At 58.2% G+C, this 19,112-nt stretch carries 17 protein-coding genes; 9 read left to right on the forward strand and 8 right to left on the reverse strand.

Translation table 11 applies throughout. The features are described from left to right. Positions 1–5 precede the first annotated feature (5 nt). Both I6I12_RS08560 and I6I12_RS08565 read right to left on the reverse strand, forming a co-directional pair. On the reverse strand, positions 6–554 hold the full coding sequence (locus I6I12_RS08560; protein WP_200287842.1) for a DUF501 domain-containing protein: 549 nt from the start codon (positions 552–554) through the stop codon (positions 6–8). An 8-nt stretch (positions 555–562) separates the two neighbouring features. Then, positions 563–1,123: a septum formation initiator family protein gene (locus tag I6I12_RS08565; protein WP_200287844.1), complete on the reverse strand. Its 561-nt coding sequence runs from the start codon at positions 1,121–1,123 to the stop codon at positions 563–565. Positions 1,124–1,221: 98 nt separating this feature from the next. On the opposite strand from I6I12_RS08565, the gene I6I12_RS08570 reads away from it, so the two are divergent. From I6I12_RS08570 to I6I12_RS08580, 3 genes are all read left to right on the forward strand, one after another. Next, a complete protein-coding gene (locus I6I12_RS08570) occupies positions 1,222–1,749 on the forward strand; it encodes a hypothetical protein (RefSeq protein ID WP_023021906.1) in 528 nt (175 codons plus the stop codon). 37 nt (positions 1,750–1,786) lie between these two features. Then, on the forward strand, positions 1,787–2,371 hold the full coding sequence (locus tag I6I12_RS08575; RefSeq protein WP_200287846.1) for a hypothetical protein: 585 nt from the start codon (positions 1,787–1,789) through the stop codon (positions 2,369–2,371). A gap of 119 nt (positions 2,372–2,490) precedes the next feature. Continuing rightward, entirely contained in the window at positions 2,491–3,666 is a 1,176-nt protein-coding gene (locus I6I12_RS08580) for an HNH endonuclease signature motif containing protein (RefSeq protein ID WP_200287848.1), read from the forward strand. Here I6I12_RS08580 and eno read toward each other — a convergent pair. The 3 genes from eno to I6I12_RS08595 form a co-directional block, all read right to left on the reverse strand. Next, positions 3,656–4,933 (reverse strand): phosphopyruvate hydratase, encoded by a 1,278-nt coding sequence (gene eno, locus I6I12_RS08585; protein ID WP_200287850.1) that lies wholly within the window; start codon positions 4,931–4,933, stop codon positions 3,656–3,658. The two genes, I6I12_RS08580 and eno, sit on opposite strands and share 11 nt — an antisense overlap. A gap of 90 nt (positions 4,934–5,023) precedes the next feature. Beyond that, on the reverse strand, positions 5,024–5,785 hold the full coding sequence (locus I6I12_RS08590) for a lytic transglycosylase domain-containing protein (protein WP_200287852.1): 762 nt from the start codon (positions 5,783–5,785) through the stop codon (positions 5,024–5,026). 11 nt (positions 5,786–5,796) lie between these two features. Next, complete coding sequence (locus I6I12_RS08595; protein ID WP_200287854.1) at positions 5,797–6,384, reverse strand: MazG nucleotide pyrophosphohydrolase domain-containing protein; 588 nt, start codon at positions 6,382–6,384, stop codon at positions 5,797–5,799. Positions 6,385–6,441: 57 nt separating this feature from the next. Between I6I12_RS08595 and I6I12_RS08600 the strand changes: the two genes are divergently transcribed. The 3 genes from I6I12_RS08600 to nadC all read left to right on the forward strand — a co-directional run bounded on the left by I6I12_RS08600 (position 6,442) and on the right by nadC (position 10,006). Further along, entirely contained in the window at positions 6,442–7,917 is a 1,476-nt protein-coding gene (locus I6I12_RS08600) for an amino acid permease (protein ID WP_023021912.1), read from the forward strand. 130 nt (positions 7,918–8,047) lie between these two features. Further along, entirely contained in the window at positions 8,048–9,070 is a 1,023-nt protein-coding gene (nadA, locus tag I6I12_RS08605; RefSeq protein ID WP_023021913.1) for a quinolinate synthase NadA, read from the forward strand. Then, positions 9,071–10,006 carry a carboxylating nicotinate-nucleotide diphosphorylase gene (gene nadC, locus I6I12_RS08610; protein ID WP_023021914.1) on the forward strand — a complete coding sequence of 312 codons (936 nt, stop codon included), beginning with the start codon at positions 9,071–9,073 and terminating at the stop codon, positions 10,004–10,006. Positions 10,007–10,065: 59 nt separating this feature from the next. Here the strand turns inward: nadC and mfd are convergent, their stop codons facing one another. The 3 genes from mfd to I6I12_RS08625 form a co-directional block, all read right to left on the reverse strand. Then, the gene (gene mfd / locus I6I12_RS08615; RefSeq protein ID WP_200287856.1) at positions 10,066–13,707 is read right to left on the reverse strand and encodes a transcription-repair coupling factor; all 3,642 of its coding nucleotides are present in this window, start codon (positions 13,705–13,707) and stop codon (positions 10,066–10,068) included. Further along, positions 13,708–14,313: a TetR/AcrR family transcriptional regulator gene (locus tag I6I12_RS08620; protein ID WP_200287858.1), complete on the reverse strand. Its 606-nt coding sequence runs from the start codon at positions 14,311–14,313 to the stop codon at positions 13,708–13,710. It lies immediately after the preceding gene. Between the two features lie 160 nt (positions 14,314–14,473). Further along, a complete protein-coding gene (locus tag I6I12_RS08625) occupies positions 14,474–15,190 on the reverse strand; it encodes a trimeric intracellular cation channel family protein (protein ID WP_023021917.1) in 717 nt (238 codons plus the stop codon). Positions 15,191–15,312: 122 nt separating this feature from the next. Between I6I12_RS08625 and I6I12_RS08630 the strand changes: the two genes are divergently transcribed. From I6I12_RS08630 to I6I12_RS08640, 3 genes are all read left to right on the forward strand, one after another. Next, positions 15,313–16,509 carry an MFS transporter gene (locus I6I12_RS08630; RefSeq protein WP_200287860.1) on the forward strand — a complete coding sequence of 399 codons (1,197 nt, stop codon included), beginning with the start codon at positions 15,313–15,315 and terminating at the stop codon, positions 16,507–16,509. Positions 16,510–16,635: 126 nt separating this feature from the next. Beyond that, positions 16,636–18,024 carry a bifunctional UDP-N-acetylglucosamine diphosphorylase/glucosamine-1-phosphate N-acetyltransferase GlmU gene (gene glmU, locus I6I12_RS08635; RefSeq protein ID WP_051138354.1) on the forward strand — a complete coding sequence of 463 codons (1,389 nt, stop codon included), beginning with the start codon at positions 16,636–16,638 and terminating at the stop codon, positions 18,022–18,024. Between the two features lie 15 nt (positions 18,025–18,039). Beyond that, on the forward strand, positions 18,040–19,014 hold the full coding sequence (locus I6I12_RS08640) for a ribose-phosphate diphosphokinase (RefSeq protein WP_005323655.1): 975 nt from the start codon (positions 18,040–18,042) through the stop codon (positions 19,012–19,014). Positions 19,015–19,112 lie beyond the last annotated feature (98 nt).

A 19,112-nucleotide genomic window follows, 5' to 3' on the forward strand; every position in this document is an offset into this window, starting at 1 on the left:
TCCTCCTATTCCGCGTTAGAAAAATCGAACTGCGCTAGGTCAATTCCCAAATCTTCTACCGTGGGCCAATCCTGGGGGATAGCACTTCCTCGAAGCTTGCCATGGTCGGCGGCCATAGCTACCGCTTCAGTTCCCAACCGGAAATGCTGCGGCCCCTCAGCCAGGGCGTAGGCAATGAGCACGTGCAGGCACTTCACGCGATCCGGCATACCTCCACCGGAGAAATCGGTGCCGAGATCTTCGATGTCATTGCGCTTGGACAAAAAGTATTCATGTGCACGCTGGTAATCAGCAGCCAAGTCCTCATCCTCACGCAGTCGGGATTCCATCCACTTCATGACGTGGGCAACTTCCAAGCGTGAAGCTTCGGCCGTAAGCCGTGGGTCGGTGAGGTAATAGAGGGTGGGGAATGGAGTGCCGTCGGCAAGCTTGGGCGCTGTCTTAATCACCGCAGGCTGGCCATCTGGCGTGCGATAAGAAATCGCCAGCACTCCGCGCGGAGTGCGGCCCAATTGCTCAGTTACTACAGCGATGTCTGCATCAGTGACGGTCATGCGGACAATTATCGCACATCCGCTTTCTCTTCCGGTGCCGGCTCAATCGGAAGATGATTTACCTGCTCGGATGGCGCTTCTTCTTTAGGGGGTTCAGCCACGGAATCCCACAAGACCTCATACCAGTCGCGGGAATCTTCTTCCTTCTGACCGTCTGTGGTGAGCTGGTCTTCCGGCTTAATCTGCGGGTCAATGATGCGATAGGCAGTTTCGCCCTCATCAACAACCCCGAATCGGCGCCGCGCCTCCTGCTTGATGTACTCATCGGATTTATATTTATCAATCTTTTCCAGCAAAGCAGCTTTTTCATCTTGCTTGGCAGCGATTGACTCATTCAAGCGGGCAATTTCGGACCGGCCATGATAGTAATTGCGCAGGGGAACAGCGATAACCAGCAATACAACCAGCACGATAGCCATGATCACGCCTACTCCGGCGATACTCATCCGGTCTGGCTTTTGCTTCTGCTTTAGTTGTGCGTGCTGAGCTTTACGGACATCTGCAGCACGCGAGGCTACCGGAACCCTAGTGCGGCTCCGGTTTCGCTGCATCTTTCTTTCGCGTGCCATAGGTTTCCAATCCTAGCGTCGTCACTCCTGTAACAGAGACTTGGCACGCGCATTTTGGGTACACTAAAAGAAATTCTCCCTCCCAGTAAGGAATTTTTATGTCCCTCAAGCGCCTCCTACCCGTACTTACCGCAAGCCTATTTCTCGCCAGCTGCAGTCCCTCTGCCCAAGACGGTGAGTATCCCGTCTACGGCGACGATTACGATCTAAGCACCCAAGACGGCATGGCCGACTACCTCAAGGAATATAAGACCCTGCCAGATGATTACATCGACCACGATGCTAAGGAGCTAGACGGGAACGATAAGCCGGAGAGCTTTGAAGCCAACGCAGCGTCCGTCAAGAAGGCCGGCGAAGTTACCTGTAAGAATGACGAACTGCTGCAAATCGCAAAGGACTTCTTCCAAGGCGATACGGACAAGCTAGGTAAAGCTGTAACGTCAGCAGGCGGACCCGATGAAAAATATGGTGACGTTTTTGAGGCCCTCGACATCCCCGATGACGCACCTGATAATGACAAGTATATGGCCGCAGCGATGACCCCGCTGGGGGCTGTTATGTCCTGTGGCGATGAGTTCAGCGATGAAGAACTGGAAAAGGTCGCGGCGTCCATGCACACGAGCTAAAGGCTCGAATCATATTCCCCTCACTTAAGGAATAGTCATGCCCCTCAAGCGCCTTCTTCTACTAGTAGCCGTCGGCACTCTACTGAGCGCCTGCAGCATTTCCGACCAAGAGGAAGAATCTACCGCCCAGACTAAATCCTCCACGCCCAACAGCACTACCAGCAGCGAGGTTCCCACCACCACAAGCAGAAGCTACGATCTCAATACCAAGAGCGGCTTCATCTACCACATCAAAGAGCATGGGACGATTCCGGACTACTATTTGAATGTGTTCGCCTCCGGAGCTTCCGAGGCCGAAGAAGGCCCCACCAGCTACGAGGTCAATGCCACGACCCTGAAGAAGGCGGGTGCTGTTGCTTGCAACAATGATCAGATCCTGGACGACGCCAAGTATTTGCTAACCCATGGCGAAGGCGCACTTGCGGAGCTTGCCGCCAAGCCCGAAGAGTTTGATCAGAAATACGCCCCCGCCTACGAAGCGCTTGATATATCAGCCGATGCCCCTCCTGAAGACAGGCTATTCAGCCTATACATGGCCAGTGTTGGCTCTCTGGCAACATGCGGTGATAAATACACCGATAAAGAACTCGAAGCAGTCGCTGACGCTATCTTCAGCCTCTAGCCCTCCCCTGCAATTTCGCACACAATTTCGCTTTTGACCTTGCAGGACTCGAATGAGTGTTTTAGACTAAGGGACGTAAATTCGATTAGGTGTGCGATTTATTTCAGGGGGACTATTTTGTGACAGCTACCGACACACCGTCAAAGAAGGCCTATTTTTCCACCAATAACCTCGACGACACCGTCTGCCTCCTGGCCTTGCTCCAGCGCATTCAATCTTGGCAGTTGTACCAATCTGTGCTTCCACGATTAGAGGACGATGTCGAATGCACCACCGCCGCTCTATCTAAGCGTGTGGGTCTGAGTTACTGGCGAGTTCTATCCGCGCTCCGCTCCCACCTACGCATGCAGGAATTGCCATTGACCACAGCGGTGCAAACCGAACATTGGATCCTAGACCTCCCGCGGCTGCACGTAATTGATGCCGAACTTGCCCCGCTTGGCGACGACGCAGAAAGCATCCAACTAGTCGATGCCGCCCTCGCGGACTTCCTTACCCCAAAGGAACCTGCTCAGCATGTCCCCACAGAATCCGAAATCCGGAGGTTCTTGCGTGACTATATCGACGGGATACTCATGCCAGATGTTGAAAAGGAAATCGAGCGATCCGTTTCCATCTCCTATTCCAAAGGCCAAGCCACCATCACATTAAAAACGGATAAAGCCACCGCCAGCGCTATATCCCGCCATATCGACAAAGCAGCGCGAAAGAAAAACATCACCAAACCAGAGGCTTTGGAGGCGTTAATCTTTAACCGAACCCAGACAAAGGTAGTAATTAATACTTATGCATCTGGCGATGATGCATCTCGGGTGTATATCCCTTCGGCGGGGTGGTGCGTACTTACGGAGCAATTAAATAGTTACTCCATGACTCGTGAGCTGTGCCCGCAAGAAACTTCTTCTTACGTTCCCACCGAACAAATCAGAACATGGGTCCACGGTCGCGATGCCACATGTCGCTGGCCAGGGTGCTCAATGCCAGCGCATTATTGCCAGCTCGATCATCGAGTGGAGTATGCCGACGGTGGACCGACGAGCGTCGATAATTTGGTAACGCTGTGTCAGCACCACCACAACGTGAAGACCGATGGAAGAGCGCAGTACATCATGGATCCGATCACTGGGGACGTCGTCTGGCTCTTTTCGGACGGCACCTTCGAGGTTGACCGCGCCCAAGGACCTTTGGCACCGCGCACCGTGAACTGGAAGCAAACTTGGCAACAATATCTGGACATGCGAAAGCGCCCCCGCGGTAATACGAGGGCGCTACACAAGGAGGCGATTAAGCCTTAAAGCGTGGGAATGCGGAGCGGCCAGCGTAGACTGCGCCGTCGCCCAGCTCCTGCTCGATGCGCAGCAGCTGGTTGTACTTAGCTACGCGCTCGGAGCGGGCTGGAGCACCGGTCTTGATCTGACCACAATTCAGTGCGACAGCCAGATCAGCGATGGTGGTGTCCTCGGTTTCACCGGAGCGGTGGGACATCATGGTGCGGTAACCATTGCGGTGAGCCAGCTCGACAGCATCGAAGGTCTCGGTCAGGGTACCGATCTGGTTTACCTTCACCAGCAGTGCGTTGGCAGCCTTCTTCTCAATACCTTCCTGCAGACGGGCAGGGTTAGTAACGAAGAAGTCATCGCCAACAATCTGTACCTTTTCGCCAATAGCGGCGGTAAGAGCGGTGTAGCCGTCCCAATCGTCTTCTTGCAGCGGATCCTCGATGGAGACAATCGGGTACTCATCGATGAGTTCCTCATAAACCTTGGACATTTCTTCGGCGGTATGCTCGCCGCCTTCAAAGTGGTAGTTACCATCCTTGAAGAACTCGGAGGAAGCAACATCGAGCGCGAGGGCTACGTCCTTGCCCGGCTCGTAGCCAGCCTTCTTAATGGCGTCAACGATGACGTCCAGAGCAGCCTTGGTGGAATCAACGGAAGGAGCGAAGCCACCCTCATCACCCAGACCAGTAGATAGGCCCTTGTCCTTCAGCACTGCCTTCAGTGCGTGGTAGACCTCGGCACCCATGCGCAGAGCTTCAGCGAAGGACTCAGCACCAATCGGGGCGATCATGAATTCCTGGACGTCAACGCCGGAGTCAGCGTGTGCGCCACCGTTGAGGATATTCATCATCGGCACTGGCAGTACGTGAGCATTAGGGCCACCGATGTAGCGGTACAGCGGCAATGCAGCGGACTCTGCGGCGGCCTTGGCTACGGCGATGGAAACGCCCAAGATAGCGTTAGCGCCCAGCTCAGACTTGTTATCGGTACCGTCCAACCTAATCAATGCTTGGTCAATGAGGCGCTGATCGTCAGCTTCGAAGCCAGCAATCTCATCGGAAATCTTCTCATTGATATTCTCAACAGCCTTCAAAACACCCTTGCCCAGGTAGCGCTCGCCGCCGTCGCGCAGCTCGTGAGCCTCGTGCACGCCGGTAGAGGCACCGGAAGGAACGCCTGCTACGCCACGGGCGCCATCGTCAAGGAATACCTCTGCCTCAACGGTTGGGTTGCCACGGGAATCGAGAATCTCGCGGGCGAAAGTGTGGATGATATCAGCCATGCTGTTCTTCACTCCTCATCAAAATGTTCGCTCTGGACCAGCCGGCCCAGCCACGTTCTCAATTGTTGCAGAAAACGTAGCCGTGTGACACTACTTGGCACTTTGTGGAACTGAGTAAGCATTGGCGGCGTGCGCAACCTTATGCAAATAGTCGCTGGACTGATTGTAATTTAGGATTGCTTCCTTCCACTGATCTGGATTAGAGAGATCTCTGTCACCGAAGCACAAAAGTCCGGCCGCCCCAACAGCGGCGTCATCGATTTGGTTGGGATCAGCCTTCCCATCACCATTGGCATCAGCGCCCACCGCTTCCCACGTGGTGGGGATAAATTGCATTGGGCCTACGGCGCGATCGTATTCGGAGTCTCCATCAATATCGCCGTTATCGGTGTCTGGGGTGTGGGCCGTGTTGTTCAGGCCATCGAGGGCGATGCCGTTGATGGGGGGTTGGGGGTAGCCGGCGTCGTCAAGCTTGGAGTGCTTAAACCAATTGCCGTTATAGGTACCGTGGCGTGTTTCTACATAGCCCAAGCCGGCAAGGGTATTCCAACGCAGGTGGCAATTGGGCCACTTTTGCTGAGCAATGAGCTCAGCATTGCCATAGGCACGCAGGGCGGCCGGCGGGATGCCAGTGCGATCAGCTAAGTCAGAGGCCCAGTAGGTGAGTTTATCTGCGGTGCGCCCGGGCGCATTGACGTCAATGTGCGCGACCTCTTTACCTTCAACGGGCGGGATGTTTTCAGGTACGGGCTGCTGAGAAGTACCGTGCCCAGTCAATAGCCATGCTACTAGCGCGATGATCACGACTACGGCTACCCCGCAGCCCCCGAATATCTGCAGCAGCCTCTTCATGGGAAGCTATCCTACATCTCCTTGCCGGCGCGCCACAGCCGCTCTTGCGTGTCAACATCGACTATCTCAGTGGTGCCATCAAAAAGGTAAGGGGCGCGGGCGCGCATTTTGGTGACGAAGCTCTGGGCGACGTCGTCAAGCGAAAAGGCAGAGATTTCCGCATGGAAAAGGATCTGCAGGAAGATATCGCCCAGTTCCTTGAGAATCTCGCTTTCCGGCTCACGATTGCGCACGGCCGCGGCGAATTCGGCGGATTCTTCCTCAAGGTAGGGCAAAAGGGAGGCATGGGTTTGCTCACGCTCCCATTCACCAATGCGCCGCGCAGTGGCCATAGTCTGGCGCGCCTGCATGACGGGATCCGCGAGGGATTCGGCCCGAATGACCGTCTCCCCAGTAGCTATGCGAGCACGGGTTTCAGGATCACATTCGTCGGTGCTGACCAAGGTTCCAATGGCATCCTCCCCTACGAGGAGATCGGAAAAGTTCCACCGCACGGAAACCGGAACTTCACCGGTGAAGTAAACGGGGCCGCGTAGCTTCCCGTGTGCTTGCATGGGGATCATGGTGGGCCAGCGTTCATCGAGCAACAGCACAGTCATGTGCACAAAGTCTAGCCCGAGTTCCCATTATGGGGCTATTCAAGGTATTTTAGGCCAATGACCTCCAGCCAGAATAAATCCCACTCCGTGACGTTGTGGACCCTCGTCGCGCTCATTATCGGTTCCACCGTTGGCGCGGGTATTTTCTCGCTGCCGCAAAACATTGCCTCCGTTGCCGGCCCAGGCGCGATGCTCATTGGCTGGCTGGTAGCGGGCGTCGGCATGCTCTCCGTGGCTTTTGTGTTCCAGATTTTGGCCCGCCGCAAGCCGCACCTTGATTCTGGCGTCTATTCCTATGTGCGCGCCGGCCTCGGCGATTTTATTGGTTTTACCTCGGGCTGGGGTTACTGGCTGGGCTCCGTTATGGCGCAGGTGGGGTATGCCACCCTCTTTTTCAATACGCTGGGCCATTACCTGCCGCTTTTCGACGCCGACCATTACTGGTCCTCCGCCATCGCCGTCTCCCTTTTGTCGTGGGGAATTTTCGCGGTACTCGCCCGCGGCATCAAGCAGGCCGCCTTCATGAACCTCATCACCACGATTGCCAAGATCGTGCCCATCCTGGCCTTCGTGGTGCTCATTGCTTTCCTCGGGTTCAGCTGGGATAAATTCACCGTGGATTTCTGGGGACGCGCTTCCGAGGCCAGCGTCTTTGAGCAGGTCCAAGGCATCATGCTCTTTACAGTCTGGGTCTTTATCGGTGTTGAGGGCGCCTCCGTCTATTCCAAGCAGGCCGCTAAGCGCACCGATGTTGGCCGCGCCACCGTCATTGGCTTCGTCTCCGTGCTGGCGCTCTTGGTCTCGGTTTCCACGTTGAGCTTTGGCGTAATGACGAAGGAGGAGTTGGCCGCGCTGCCGGATAATTCCATGGCCTCGGTGCTCACAGAGGTCGTCGGCCCTTGGGGCGGCGCGCTGATTTCCATCGGCCTGTGCCTCTCGGTCCTCGGCGCCTACGTTTCCTGGCAAATGCTGTGCGCTGAGCCCATCGTCATGATGGCCATCGATGGCCTTATCCCCCGCCGTATCGGCACCATCAATGTGGCCGGCGCCCCGTGGGTAGCCCAGCTGATTTCCACCTCTGCCATCCAGATCTTCATCGTCGTCTTCTACGTCAACGAGGCTTCTTATGCCGCGATGGTGCAGCTCGCCACCATCATGTACCTCCTGCCCTATATCTTCTCTTCGCTGTATCTGCTGCTGCTAGCGATACGGGGCAAGGGTGTGACCCACCCGCACGCCGGAACGCGGTTCGATCTCTCTGGGCCGGATATTCCCAGACGCGAAAACCGGCGCCACTTTGGCATCGCGCTGGTGGCCTTCGTGTACTCGCTGTGGCTCATTTATGCCGCCGACCCGGTTTATATTCTCTTTGGCGCCCTCGCCGTCGTGCCGGGAATTATCCCGTACGTGCTCACCCGCCTATCGCGCCGCGAGAAGCTTTTTAATGGATTTGAGTGGTCAATCGTCATCGTGGTGCTGGTGGCCGCCACCGTCGCCGCGGTCGGCCTCGCCCAAGGATCGCTGGAGCTCTAATCACCTGCCCCGCCAGCCGGGCCAGGTCGATACCCTCACCCCGCCATCGCAAGTGGTCTTGCGCACAGACAGTTTAGTACGGTTATAACACCCCACTAATTCCTGTGACTATCACTTCTTTGGAGCACTTGTGACTCAAACCAATGCTAGCGTCATGCCATCTGCTACTCATACCGGTTCGGACCCCGCGGCAGGAAAGGCCTGGGCGGAGCGGATCAAAGAGTTAGCGGAGCAACGCAATGCGGTGATTCTGGCGCATAATTACCAGATCCCGGAGATTCAAGACGTTGCCCACCACACCGGCGATTCCCTGGCGCTGTCCCGCAAGGCGGCGGAAACCGATGCAGATATCATCGTCTTTTGCGGCGTGCACTTCATGGCGGAATCCGCCAAGATCCTGTCGCCACATAAGAAGGTCCTCATCCCCGATGAGCGCGCGGGGTGTTCCCTGGCGGATTCCATCACGGCCGAGGAGCTGCGCGAGTGGAAGGCCGAGCACCCCGATGCCCTGGTAGTCAGCTACGTCAACACCACCGCAGAGGTCAAGGCGCTCACCGATGTCTGCTGTACGTCCTCCAATGCCGTCGATGTGGTCAACTCACTGCCGGCGGATAAAGAAATCCTCTTCTGCCCCGACCAGTTCTTGGGTGCCTACGTAAAACGCAAGACCGGCCGGGAAAATATCCGCATTTGGGCCGGCGAATGCCACGTACACGCCGGCATTAGCGCCCAGCAGCTAACCCAACAGACCCAAAATAACCCGGACGCGGACCTGTATATCCACCCGGAGTGCGGGTGCTCCAATTCCGCGTTGTACCTGGCCAACGAAGGCTTGGTGGCACAAGATCGCGTGCACATGCTTTCTACCGGGCAGATGATCACCCAGTCCCAGAAGCAGCCGCAGAATAAGGTGCTTGTTGCTACCGAGACCGGCATGCTCCACCAGCTGCGCCAGGCCGCGCCGGACATCGATTTTCAGGCCGTCAATGACCACGCCGAGTGCAAGTACATGAAGATGATCACCCCAGCGGCCCTTGAGCGCTGCCTGGTAGAAGAGACCGATGAGGTCACTGTGCCTGAAGATATCGCGAATGCGGCACGCAAGTCCCTCGAGGCCATGATTTCCATTGGCAACCCCGGCGGGGGCGAGTAGATGGAGCGCCTGCTGCTGCCGGACTGCTCCGCGCTCATTGCCACGGCCCTGGAGGAGGATTTCGCCTTTGGGCCGGATTACACCTCGCTTGCCACGGTGCCGGGTGAAGCCCGCTGCACGGCGGAGTTCACCGCGCGCGAGGCCGGCACCATCGCAGGCTTGGGCCTTATCGAAGAGGTCCTTGAGGCCACCGCCCAGCGCTTAGCCCAGTGGGGCGTGGATACCGCGGGCTCCGCGCTTGCCGATGCCCCAGCCCCTACCATCACCCTCCACTCCACCGACGGCGACCGCGTTGCCCCAGGCCAGGTCATCGCCACGGTGCAGGCGCCTACCCTCCTCGTGCTGGCCGCTGAGCGCACCATGCTCAATATGGTCTCGCACGTAAGCGGCATCGCTACGCAGACCCGGCGTTGGGTCGATGCCATCGCAGCAGCAGCGGACACAGGGACCCCGAATAGCGTTAAGCAAGCCCAGGTGCGCGATACCCGCAAGACCCTGCCTGGCCTGCGCGCGCTGCAGAAATACGCCGTGCGCGCCGGCGGCGGGGCGAACCACCGCATGGGCTTGGGCGACGCCGCCATGATTAAGGACAATCATGTGCTCGCCGTGGGTGGCAGCGTGGCAACGGCCCTGCGCCGCGTGCGCGAGCATACCCCTGACATTGCCTGCGAGGTCGAGGTCGATACCTTGGACCAGCTCGAAGAGGTGCTCCCGCTGCACCCGGATATGGTGCTGCTGGATAACTTCGCGCTTGCCGATGTCCTCACCGCCGTCCACCGCCGCGACGCGCGCAGCCCATCCACGGCCCTGGAGGCCTCCGGCGGATTAACCCTCGACCAAGCCGACGAGTACGGAACCTCCGGCGTGGACTATATTGCGGTGGGCGCGCTTACCCACTCGGTACGCGTGCTAGACATCGGGCTCGATTTTTCCTAAGCGCGCCGACAAGGGCGCCGACGTCCTCGTCGGCGCGCTCCTAGTCGACGGTGTAGTGGCTATTCCCCTACGCTGATGACGCTACCTGCGGCGGATTTCTCGCCGGTGACGGTGATCGATTCGACATCGAAAAGCGCGCTCAAAAAGTCCGCCGCCCACTGAATAAGCTCCGTGTCGCGCAGCTTGGGCGAGGTGACATTGCGCCCCGCCTTGGGGAATGGCACGTTGATGGCCTTCGCCGCCGCGCGGAAGCTGGATCCTGGATACAAACGCTTGAGGCGCACCTGCTTGGAATCCGGCAGCTCCACTGGGTGGAACTTGATACGAGTGCCCTGCACAGTAATATCCGATACCCCGGCGCGGCGCGCTTGGTGACGCAGGCGGGCGACGGACAGTAAGCGTAAGACCTCCTGTGGCAGCGGGCCAAAGCGGTCTTCCATTTCCTCAATAACGGCCTTGAGATCATCGTCATCTTGCGAGGCTGCAAGCTTGCGGTAGACCTCTAGGCGCAGGCGCTCGGAATCGATATAAGCCTCCGGGATATGCGCGTCCACGGGGAGATCGATACGGATTTCTTTTGGCCCCTCATCCGTCACGGTAGGAGCTTCGCCGCGAGCGAGAGATTTGAAGGTTTCTACCGCCTCGCCAACAAGGCGGACGTAAAGGTCGAAGCCAACGCCGGCAATGTGGCCGGACTGCTGGGCACCGAGCACGTTACCGGCACCACGCATCTCCAAATCCTTCATGGCTACTGCCATGCCTGCACCAAGGTCGTTGTTCTGGGCGATGGTGGCTAGGCGGTCATAAGAGGTTTCCGTAAGCGTAGCGCCCTTCGGATACAGGAAGTAGGCATAGCCGCGCTCACGGGAACGACCCACGCGCCCACGCAACTGGTGTAGCTGGGACAGGCCCATATGGTGGGCGTTTTCCACAATGAGGGTATTGGCATTAGCAATGTCCAGGCCGGTTTCCACGATGGTGGTACACACAAGGACATCATATTCGCGGTCCCAGAAGCCTTGGACGGTCTGCTCCAGCACTTCCTCGTTCATCTGGCCGTGCGCGACGACGACGCGAGCCTCAGGTACCAAGTCACGCAGCTCGCGGGCCTTCTTTTCAATATCAGAGACCTTATTGTGGATGAAGAAGGTTTGACCATCGCGCAGCAGCTCGCGGCGGATGGCCGCGGCGACCTGCTTGTCTTCATAGGCACCGACGTAGGTCAGCACGGGGTGGCGGTCTTCCGGCGGGGTAAGGATGGTAGACATCTCGCGAATGCCCGCCATGGACATCTCCAAGGTGCGCGGAATAGGTGTAGCGGACATGGTGAGCACGTCCACGCTGGCTTTAAGAGCCTTGATATGTTCCTTGTGCTCCACACCAAAGCGCTGCTCCTCGTCTACGACGATGAGACCAAGGTTCTTCCAGTGCACACCGGTCTGCAGGAGGCGATGCGTGCCAACGACGATATCGACGCTGCCATCGGCCAATCCCTTAAAGATGTCTTTGGCTTCTTTCTTCGAGGTAAAGCGCGAGAGCACCTCGATCTTGACAGGGAAGCCGGTCATGCGCTCGCTGAAAGTATCAAAGTGCTGCTGCGCCAACAGCGTGGTAGGCACCAAAACGGCCACCTGCATGCCGTCTTGTACGGCCTTGAAAGCAGCGCGGATGGCCACCTCGGTCTTGCCATAGCCCACATCGCCGACGACGACGCGGTCCATCGGCACCGTAGATTCCATGTCTTGTTTGACGGCGTCGATTGCAAGCATCTGGTCTTCGGTTTCGACGAAGGGGAAATTATCCTCCATCTCCGCCTGCCACGGATTGTCAGGGGCGAATTGGTGGCCGGGTGCTGCTTGTCGCTTGGCATAAAGCTCAACGAGTTCGCCCGCAATTTCGCGTACTGCGGCGCGCGCCTTCTTCTTGGTGTTCTTCCAATCGGAGCCGCCCATCTTAGACAGGTGGGGCGATTCGCCGCCGGTGTACTTGCTCAGCAAATCCAGAGAGTCCATGGGGACCCAGAGCTGGTCGGCGGGCTGGCCACGTTTCGAGGGTGTGTATTCGAGCACGATATATTCGCGGCGGCTGGTCTCATCGCCGGACTGGATGGTGCGTTCGGCCATCTTTAAGAATTTGCCAATGCCGTGGGTTTCGTGCACCACAAAATCGCCCTGTTTTAGGGCAAGCGGATCGACCTTATTGCGGCGCTTGGCGGGGCGCCGCTTCGCTTCGGCGATATCGCCTACGCGGTTGCCGGTCAGATCGGTTTCGGTGACAACGACCAACGGGAGGGCCTCGGCGTCCTTGGGCTTTTTCACCTTGGGGAACACCAATCCAGCATGGCTTAGCGCCTGATAGAGGGTGACTTCTCCGGCGGTGGGCTCCCAGCCAGGGGTAGCAACCTTAGTGCGGATGCCCTTTTCCGCGAAGCGATCCACCATGCGCTTGATAGCGCCCTGTGCCGGAGCGATGAAGGCCGCACGGCCCCCGGCGTTGGTATGCGCGAGGAGTTGGGCCATCATGGCATCGATTTCTTCGATATTGCCGCGCGGGGTGGGCCCTGGCTCGAATTCGAGTGGGAGGGTCTCCTCTTCTGGGGCGGCAAGCATTCCCGGTGGGGAGAAAGTCCACAGCGGCAGGTCGGACTCGCCGATGGAAACCTCGAGCGATTCATAGGAGCGGTAGCTCGAGGCCTCGGTATCGAGTCCTTCGGTGGCCAATGGGCCATCAGCACCCATGGCCGCGGCTTCCCAGCCAGCGGCCAGGAATTCAGCATCGGTCTTTTCTAAATCCGCGACGCGGCGGCGAATCTTCTCCGGGCCAACCATCACCACGTGAGTGGTGGGGCGGAGGAATTCGGGGAGGGTGATCATGGGGGCGTCGGAAAGCACGGGCAAAAGCGCCTCCATGCCTTCGGCCGGAATGTGCTCGCTCACCTTGGTCAAAAGCTCCACCAAGGCGGGATTACCGGGGTGCTTGACGGCAAGGTCGGCCGCACGCTGAGCAATAGCATCCGTAATAGGAAGCTCGCGGGCAGGGAAAATATCTACGCGGCCGACCTCGATTTCCGGGATGGTGCGCTGGTCAGCTACGGAAAATTGGCGAATATCGGTAATCTCATCGCCCCAGAACTCAACGCGGACCGGATAGTCCAGCGTGGTGGGGAAAATATCGATAATGCCACCTCGAGTGGCGTACTCGCCGCGCTTGGCCACCATGTCTACGTGTTTATAGGCGCGGAACTCAAGCTCACGGACCACCTCATCGAAGTCATACTCATGGTCTTCTTCGATGTGAATGGGAGCACGACCTTCCACTTCCTTGAGGATAGGCTGGGACAGCCCGCGGGCAGCGGTGACGATGACCTGCACATTGTCCAAGTTGTGCAAAACCTGGGCGCGGCGGCCGATGATGTCGACGCCAGGGCTCAAACGCTCGTGCGGCAGTGTCTCCCATGCCGGAAACATGGCCACCTTTTCCCCCAGCATCGCCGTAAGCTCTGCGCTAAGGTCTTCCGCCTCGCGGCTGGTGGCGGTCACCACCAGCACCGGGGCGTGATGGGCCAAAGTTCCCAAGGCCCACGGCCGAGACTGATCCAAACCTGTGATGTGGAGGTCTTCCCCCACATGAGAAATCATGCCCTTAAGCTTGGGGTCCGAGGCTGCTACCTTGAGCAAGCCGGCCAGCATTGGGGTCGCCATCTATTTGCCTCCTAGCTTGGGCTTTAGTTCCATACCGGACAAACCATTCCAGCATAGATTGACAATATGCGTGGCGACGACTTCCTTGCCCGGGTTGCGCTCATCTAACCACCATTGCGCCGTGGTAGATACCATTCCTACCAGCGCTTGGCCATAAATATCCGCCAAATCCGGCTGGATACCACGGTGTTCAAACGCTTCTCGCAAAATATAAGACACCTGGCCTACCGCGGAATTTAACAGCGTGGAGAAACTGCGTTCATCGCCTGGCTTGGCATCGCGCACCAGAATGAGGAATCCATCGGTTTCTTCCTCAACATAGGTCAAGATGGCCATCACGGCCTGCTCGATGCGCTCGCGCCAGCTGCCATTTTCCAAAGAATCAGTAATGACCTTTTCCAGTGCCAACATCTCGCGGTCAACGACGACTGCATAGAGGCCTTCCTTACCCCCAAAGTGCTCATAGACAACGGGCTTGGATACCCCGGCGCGAGCCGCGATCTCTTCGACACTGGCCCCTTCAAACCCTAGTTCCGCAAATGCGGTGCGTCCGATGGAAATGAGTTGTTCGCGCCGTTCTCGGCCGGTCATCCTTTGTCGAGCCATACCTTCTACCCTATCCCCCGCCCCGCAATTTGTGATTTACCCGGGTGCGTCAGGTACGCTATGCCTACAGCAATTTGCTGTGTTTCCCCATGGTGTAATCGGCAACACTACGGTTTTTGGTACCGTCATTCTAGGTTCGAGTCCTGGTGGGGAAGCTTTTTTAGTTTTTCTTCCTGCCGCGTCGAAAGCCTTTGAGCTCGGCTTTCTTCGCAATCGCAGCCACCTGGGCCGCGGTGTAATTAACGGGGGCTACACCAGCGCGGGGCAACACCCAGCCGCGCCAATAAGACAAGATGGCCATGCCGCTTCCGACGATGGGGGAAATGATCATGCCGAGGGCAAATTGCCCGTTGTGGGCGAAGGTCACCATAACGATGCCGGTCAGGATGGACGGCACGGCATAAAGAGGGCTGCCGCCGAAGATAGAGGGGATTTGCCCAGAAGCTACGTCGCGAACCATTCCGCCGCCCACCGCGGTAAGCACGCCAAGGAAAACGCAGGGAATAAGTGGCATGCCGTGCGTGAGTGCTTTGACGCAACCGGTAGTGGACCACACGCCGAGGATGATGGCATCACCATGTTCGCGGAAAAGCTCCCATGCCTTGCCCTTAAGATCGATAAGAAACGCAACGAGGGCTCCTCCACAGGCGAGTCCGAGGTACCACGGATCTGAAATCGCAGCCGCTGCCCCATCTGCGATGAGCATGTCACGAATCATGCCACCGGCCAGCCCAGAAAAGAGGGCGAGGAATACAAAACCCACGATGTCGAATTCGCGGCGGCGGGCAATGGTGCCACCAATGATGCCGTTTAGCACCACGCCAAGGAGGTCAAAGGCTTGATAGAGGGAATTGATGAGGGGATCAACATCATGCATGATTCTTAGGCCTCCTGCCGCGCGGGTAGAATTTCGGCGTGACTGCGGCCGTGTTTTAGTCTCCGGCGTGTCAACATGGCTTTAATTTAACCAACTCGTTTCTCTGAAAGATCGAATTTCTCATGTCTCAATCCAATGCCCGGTATTTCATCTGGTCCAATGGCCTGCAAAATTTGGGCGATCAGATTGTGGCAGCCAAGACGGTGCTGCCAGCGCTTTTTAGTGCAGCCGGCGTGCCTGCCTTCTTTACCGGTTTGCTCACCCCTATTCGCGAATCTGGTTCGATGCTGCCGCAGGCGGCGCTGACCCCGTGGGTGACTACGCATAGGGCCCGCAAGCGCCTGTGGATCATCGGTTCACTGGGTCAAGCACTGTCCGCCGCGGTCATCGCGCTAGCGGCATTTTTTATTCGCGGAACGGCACTGGGTGTAGTAACACTGCTGGCCTTGGCGGCCCTTTCCCTTTTCCGCGCACTGTGCTCGATTGCGGGCAAGGACGTACAGGCGCGCACGATTTCCAAGGGTGCGCGCGGCCGAGTAACCGGTAGCGCGGCAGCACTCGGAGGCGGTGCCACTTTGCTGACCGGCGTTATCCTTTACTTTTTGGGTGAGCTCAGTATCCCCGTGATGGGCACGGTCCTCGGCGTTGGCGCGGCCACGTGGGCCATCGCCGCGTGGGTATTTTCGGGCGTGGATGAGCCGGTGCCAGAGGAAACCGAAGGGGGCATCGATAAGCAGTGGTGGAAAGATACCTTGCAGCTTTTTACTAGCGACGGACAATTTCGCAACTTTGTCATCGTCCGCGCGCTGCTGTTGGTATCGGCGCTTTCAACTTCTTTTATCGTGCTGCTTAGCACCAACCTGTCCGGGCTCTACGGATTCGTGCTTGCCTCGGGGCTAGCCTCGCTGGTGGGCGGGCGAATCTCCGGGGTGTATTCCGATAAGTCCTCCAAAAACACCATGGCGGTGGGAGCGGCCGTGGCTTCCATCGTGCTGGTGCTCTTGGTCGCCAGCTCACATTGGGCCCCAGATGGGGTCAATGCCTGGGTCATGCCGATTGGTTTCTTCGCCGTGAATCTGGCGCACACGGCCATTCGAGTGGCGCGAAAGACCTACGTGGTGGATATGGCCGGTGGCGATAAGCGCACCCAGTATGTAGGTGCCGCCAATACGATGATGGGCATCATCTTGCTCATCGTCGGTGGCATTTCCTCCGTGGTGGCGCTGGCCGGGCCAGAGGCGGCCCTGCTATTCCTCGCCCTCATCGGCTTTCTCGGGGTGTGGCGCGCCCGCGGCCTGAAAGAGGTTTCTCACACATAAATCGCACTCGGGCTATAGGATGTAGTCCGGATAAGAATCAGACTCGACCCCCCAGGAGCTCAATAACCCGTGGTAGCAACAACCCCGTGTGCCGTAGTCGTCCTTGCGGCTGGTGCCGGCACCCGCATGAAATCCACCAAGCAAAAGACCTTGCACGAGATTGGCGGGCGCAGCTTGCTCGGCCACGCTCTGCATGCCGCGGCCGGGATTAATCCGGAACGCATTGTCACGGTGGTAGGCCACCAACGCGACCAGGTCTCCCCCGCTGTGGATGCCATCTCCCAGGAGCTGGACTGCGAGGTGCTGCAGGCAGTACAGGAAGAACAGCTGGGCACCGGCCACGCAGTGGCCTGCGGCTTGGAGCCGATTCCGGAGTTTGAGGGCACCATCATCGTCACTAATGGCGACGTACCGCTACTTACCCCAGAGACCATCGAGGGCCTGCGCGCTACCCACACCGAGCAGGGCAATGCGGTAACGGTGCTATCCATGCGCTTAGAGGATCCCACCGGCTACGGCCGTATCATCCGCGCTGAGGACGGCAGCGTGTCCGCCATTGTCGAGCAAAAGGACGCCTCCGAAGAGCAGCGCCGAGTCGATGAGGTCAACTCCGGCGTCTTCGCTTTTGACGGCCGCGTGCTTGCCGACGCCCTCCAGAAGCTCGACTCCAATAACGCCCAAGGCGAGCTATACATCACCGATGTGCTCGAGATCGCCCGCACCGCTGGACACGGCGTCGGCGCGCATGTGGCAGCGGATCCGGCCGAACTGGCGGGCGTCAATGACCGCGTGCAGCTCGCCGCTGCCGGCCGCGAGCTCAACCGACGCATGGTGGAAAAGGCGATGCGCGGCGGAGCCACCATCGTAGATCCGGAGACCACCTGGATTGGTGTCAATGTCACCGTGGGCTCCGATGTCATCATTCACCCCGGCACCCAGCTGTGGGGAGCGACCAGCATCGCCGATAATGCCGAGATTGGCCCCGATACCACCCTGACCAATATGCAAGTGGGCGAAGGTGCTTCCGTCGTGCGCACTCATGGCAGCGATTCTGTCATCGGCACCAACGCTAAGGTCGGCCCGTTTACCTATATCCGCCCGAAGACCGTGGTGGGCGAGGACGGAAAGCTCGGCGGCTTCGTAGAGGCAAAGAATGCGCAAATTGGTCGCGGCTCCAAGGTGCCGCACCTGACCTATATCGGCGATGCCACCGTGGGCGAGCAGTCCAATATTGGCGCCTCTTCCGTCTTTGTAAACTACGACGGAGTAAACAAGCACCACACCACCATCGGCAGCCACGTGCGCACCGGTTCTGACACAATGTTTATCGCTCCGGTCAATGTCGGTGATGGCGCGTACTCCGGTGCGGGTACAGTAATTAAGGACGATGTTCCTGCGGGAGCACTCGCAGTCTCCGGTGGCAAACAGCGCAACATCGAGGGCTGGGTTCAAAAGAAGCGTCCGGGTACTCCCGCGGCTGAGGCCGCAGCCCGTGCGCAGGACAACGAAAAGTAAGGGGCATATTCTCCCATGACTGGCAAGGTAACTGGTAGCAGCAAAAACATGAAGCTCTTCTCTGGGCGTGCACACCCAGAGCTGGCGGAGGCTGTGGCTAAGGAGCTGAAGACGGATCTGGTTCCTACTACCGCCCGCGATTTCGCTAACGGCGAAATCTTCATCCGCTTTGAAGAGTCCGTGCGTGGTGCAGACTGTTTCGTAATGCAGTCGCACACTCAGCCGCTCAATAAGTGGCTGGTGGAGCAGCTCATCATGATTGACGCTCTCAAGCGCGGCTCCGCGAAGCGCATCACTGCCATCCTGCCCTTCTACCCATATGCACGCCAGGATAAGAAGCACTTGGGCCGCGAGCCGATTTCCGCTCGCCTAGTGGCAGACCTACTGCAGGCAGCCGGCGCGGACCGCATCGTCTCCGTGGACCTGCACACCGATCAGATTCAGGGCTTCTTCGATGGCCCGGTTGATCACATGCATGCTCAGCCCATCCTGACCGATTACATCAAGTCCAAGTACGCCACCGATAACATCACGGTTGTCTCCCCGGATGCCGGCCGCGTAAAGGTTGCGGAAAAGTGGGCCCATGACTTGGGCGATGCCCCGCTGGCCTTCGTGCACAAGACCCGCTCCAATACCGAGGCCAATAAGACGGTATCCAACCGCGTAGTAGGCGATGTTGAGGGCAAGGACTGCGTGCTTCTCGACGACATGATTGATACCGGCGGCACCATTGCTGGCGCCGTGCGCGTGCTGAAGGACGCCGGCGCCAAGAAGGTCATCATTGCCTGCACCCACGGCGTCTTTTCCGATCCCGCCCGCGAGCGTCTGTCTGAATGCGGTGCGGAGGAAGTTATCACCACCGATACCCTGCCGCAGTCCACCGAGGGCTGGTCCAACCTCACGGTGCTGTCCATCGCACCGCTTTTGGCACAGACCATCCACGAGATCTTCGAGAATGGTTCTGTCACCACCTTGTTTGACCGCGCCTAAACATGATCTACTATCACTAGCCGCCGAGAATTTACTTCGGCGGCTTTTGATTTGCTAACGGTACGCGTGCTAATCTAACCCAGTCTCGGCGAGGGCGA

This window comes from Corynebacterium kefirresidentii (assembly GCF_016599755.1).
In the GTDB taxonomy this organism is placed as follows: Bacteria; Actinomycetota; Actinomycetes; order Mycobacteriales; family Mycobacteriaceae; genus Corynebacterium; species Corynebacterium kefirresidentii.

What these genes read in the sequence shown, in the direction of transcription:
- I6I12_RS08565 (WP_200287844.1), bottom strand. Translation starts at nt 1,123, where the DNA reads ATGGCACGCGAAAGAAAGATGCAGCGAAACCGGAGCCGCACTAGGGTT.
- I6I12_RS08595 (WP_200287854.1), bottom strand. Translation starts at nt 6,384, where the DNA reads ATGACTGTGCTGTTGCTCGATGAACGCTGGCCCACCATGATCCCCATG.
- I6I12_RS08625 (WP_023021917.1), bottom strand. Translation starts at nt 15,190, where the DNA reads ATGCATGATGTTGATCCCCTCATCAATTCCCTCTATCAAGCCTTTGAC.
- I6I12_RS08600 (WP_023021912.1), top strand. Translation starts at nt 6,442, where the DNA reads ATGACCTCCAGCCAGAATAAATCCCACTCCGTGACGTTGTGGACCCTC.
- I6I12_RS08640 (WP_005323655.1), top strand. Translation starts at nt 18,040, where the DNA reads ATGACTGGCAAGGTAACTGGTAGCAGCAAAAACATGAAGCTCTTCTCT.
- nadC (WP_023021914.1), top strand. Translation starts at nt 9,071, where the DNA reads ATGGAGCGCCTGCTGCTGCCGGACTGCTCCGCGCTCATTGCCACGGCC.
- mfd (WP_200287856.1), bottom strand. Translation starts at nt 13,707, where the DNA reads ATGGCGACCCCAATGCTGGCCGGCTTGCTCAAGGTAGCAGCCTCGGAC.
- I6I12_RS08560 (WP_200287842.1), bottom strand. Translation starts at nt 554, where the DNA reads ATGACCGTCACTGATGCAGACATCGCTGTAGTAACTGAGCAATTGGGC.
- I6I12_RS08575 (WP_200287846.1), top strand. Translation starts at nt 1,787, where the DNA reads ATGCCCCTCAAGCGCCTTCTTCTACTAGTAGCCGTCGGCACTCTACTG.
- I6I12_RS08590 (WP_200287852.1), bottom strand. Translation starts at nt 5,785, where the DNA reads ATGAAGAGGCTGCTGCAGATATTCGGGGGCTGCGGGGTAGCCGTAGTC.
- I6I12_RS08570 (WP_023021906.1), top strand. Translation starts at nt 1,222, where the DNA reads ATGTCCCTCAAGCGCCTCCTACCCGTACTTACCGCAAGCCTATTTCTC.
- I6I12_RS08630 (WP_200287860.1), top strand. Translation starts at nt 15,313, where the DNA reads ATGTCTCAATCCAATGCCCGGTATTTCATCTGGTCCAATGGCCTGCAA.
- glmU (WP_051138354.1), top strand. Translation starts at nt 16,636, where the DNA reads ATGAAATCCACCAAGCAAAAGACCTTGCACGAGATTGGCGGGCGCAGC.
- I6I12_RS08620 (WP_200287858.1), bottom strand. Translation starts at nt 14,313, where the DNA reads ATGGCTCGACAAAGGATGACCGGCCGAGAACGGCGCGAACAACTCATT.
- eno (WP_200287850.1), bottom strand. Translation starts at nt 4,933, where the DNA reads ATGGCTGATATCATCCACACTTTCGCCCGCGAGATTCTCGATTCCCGT.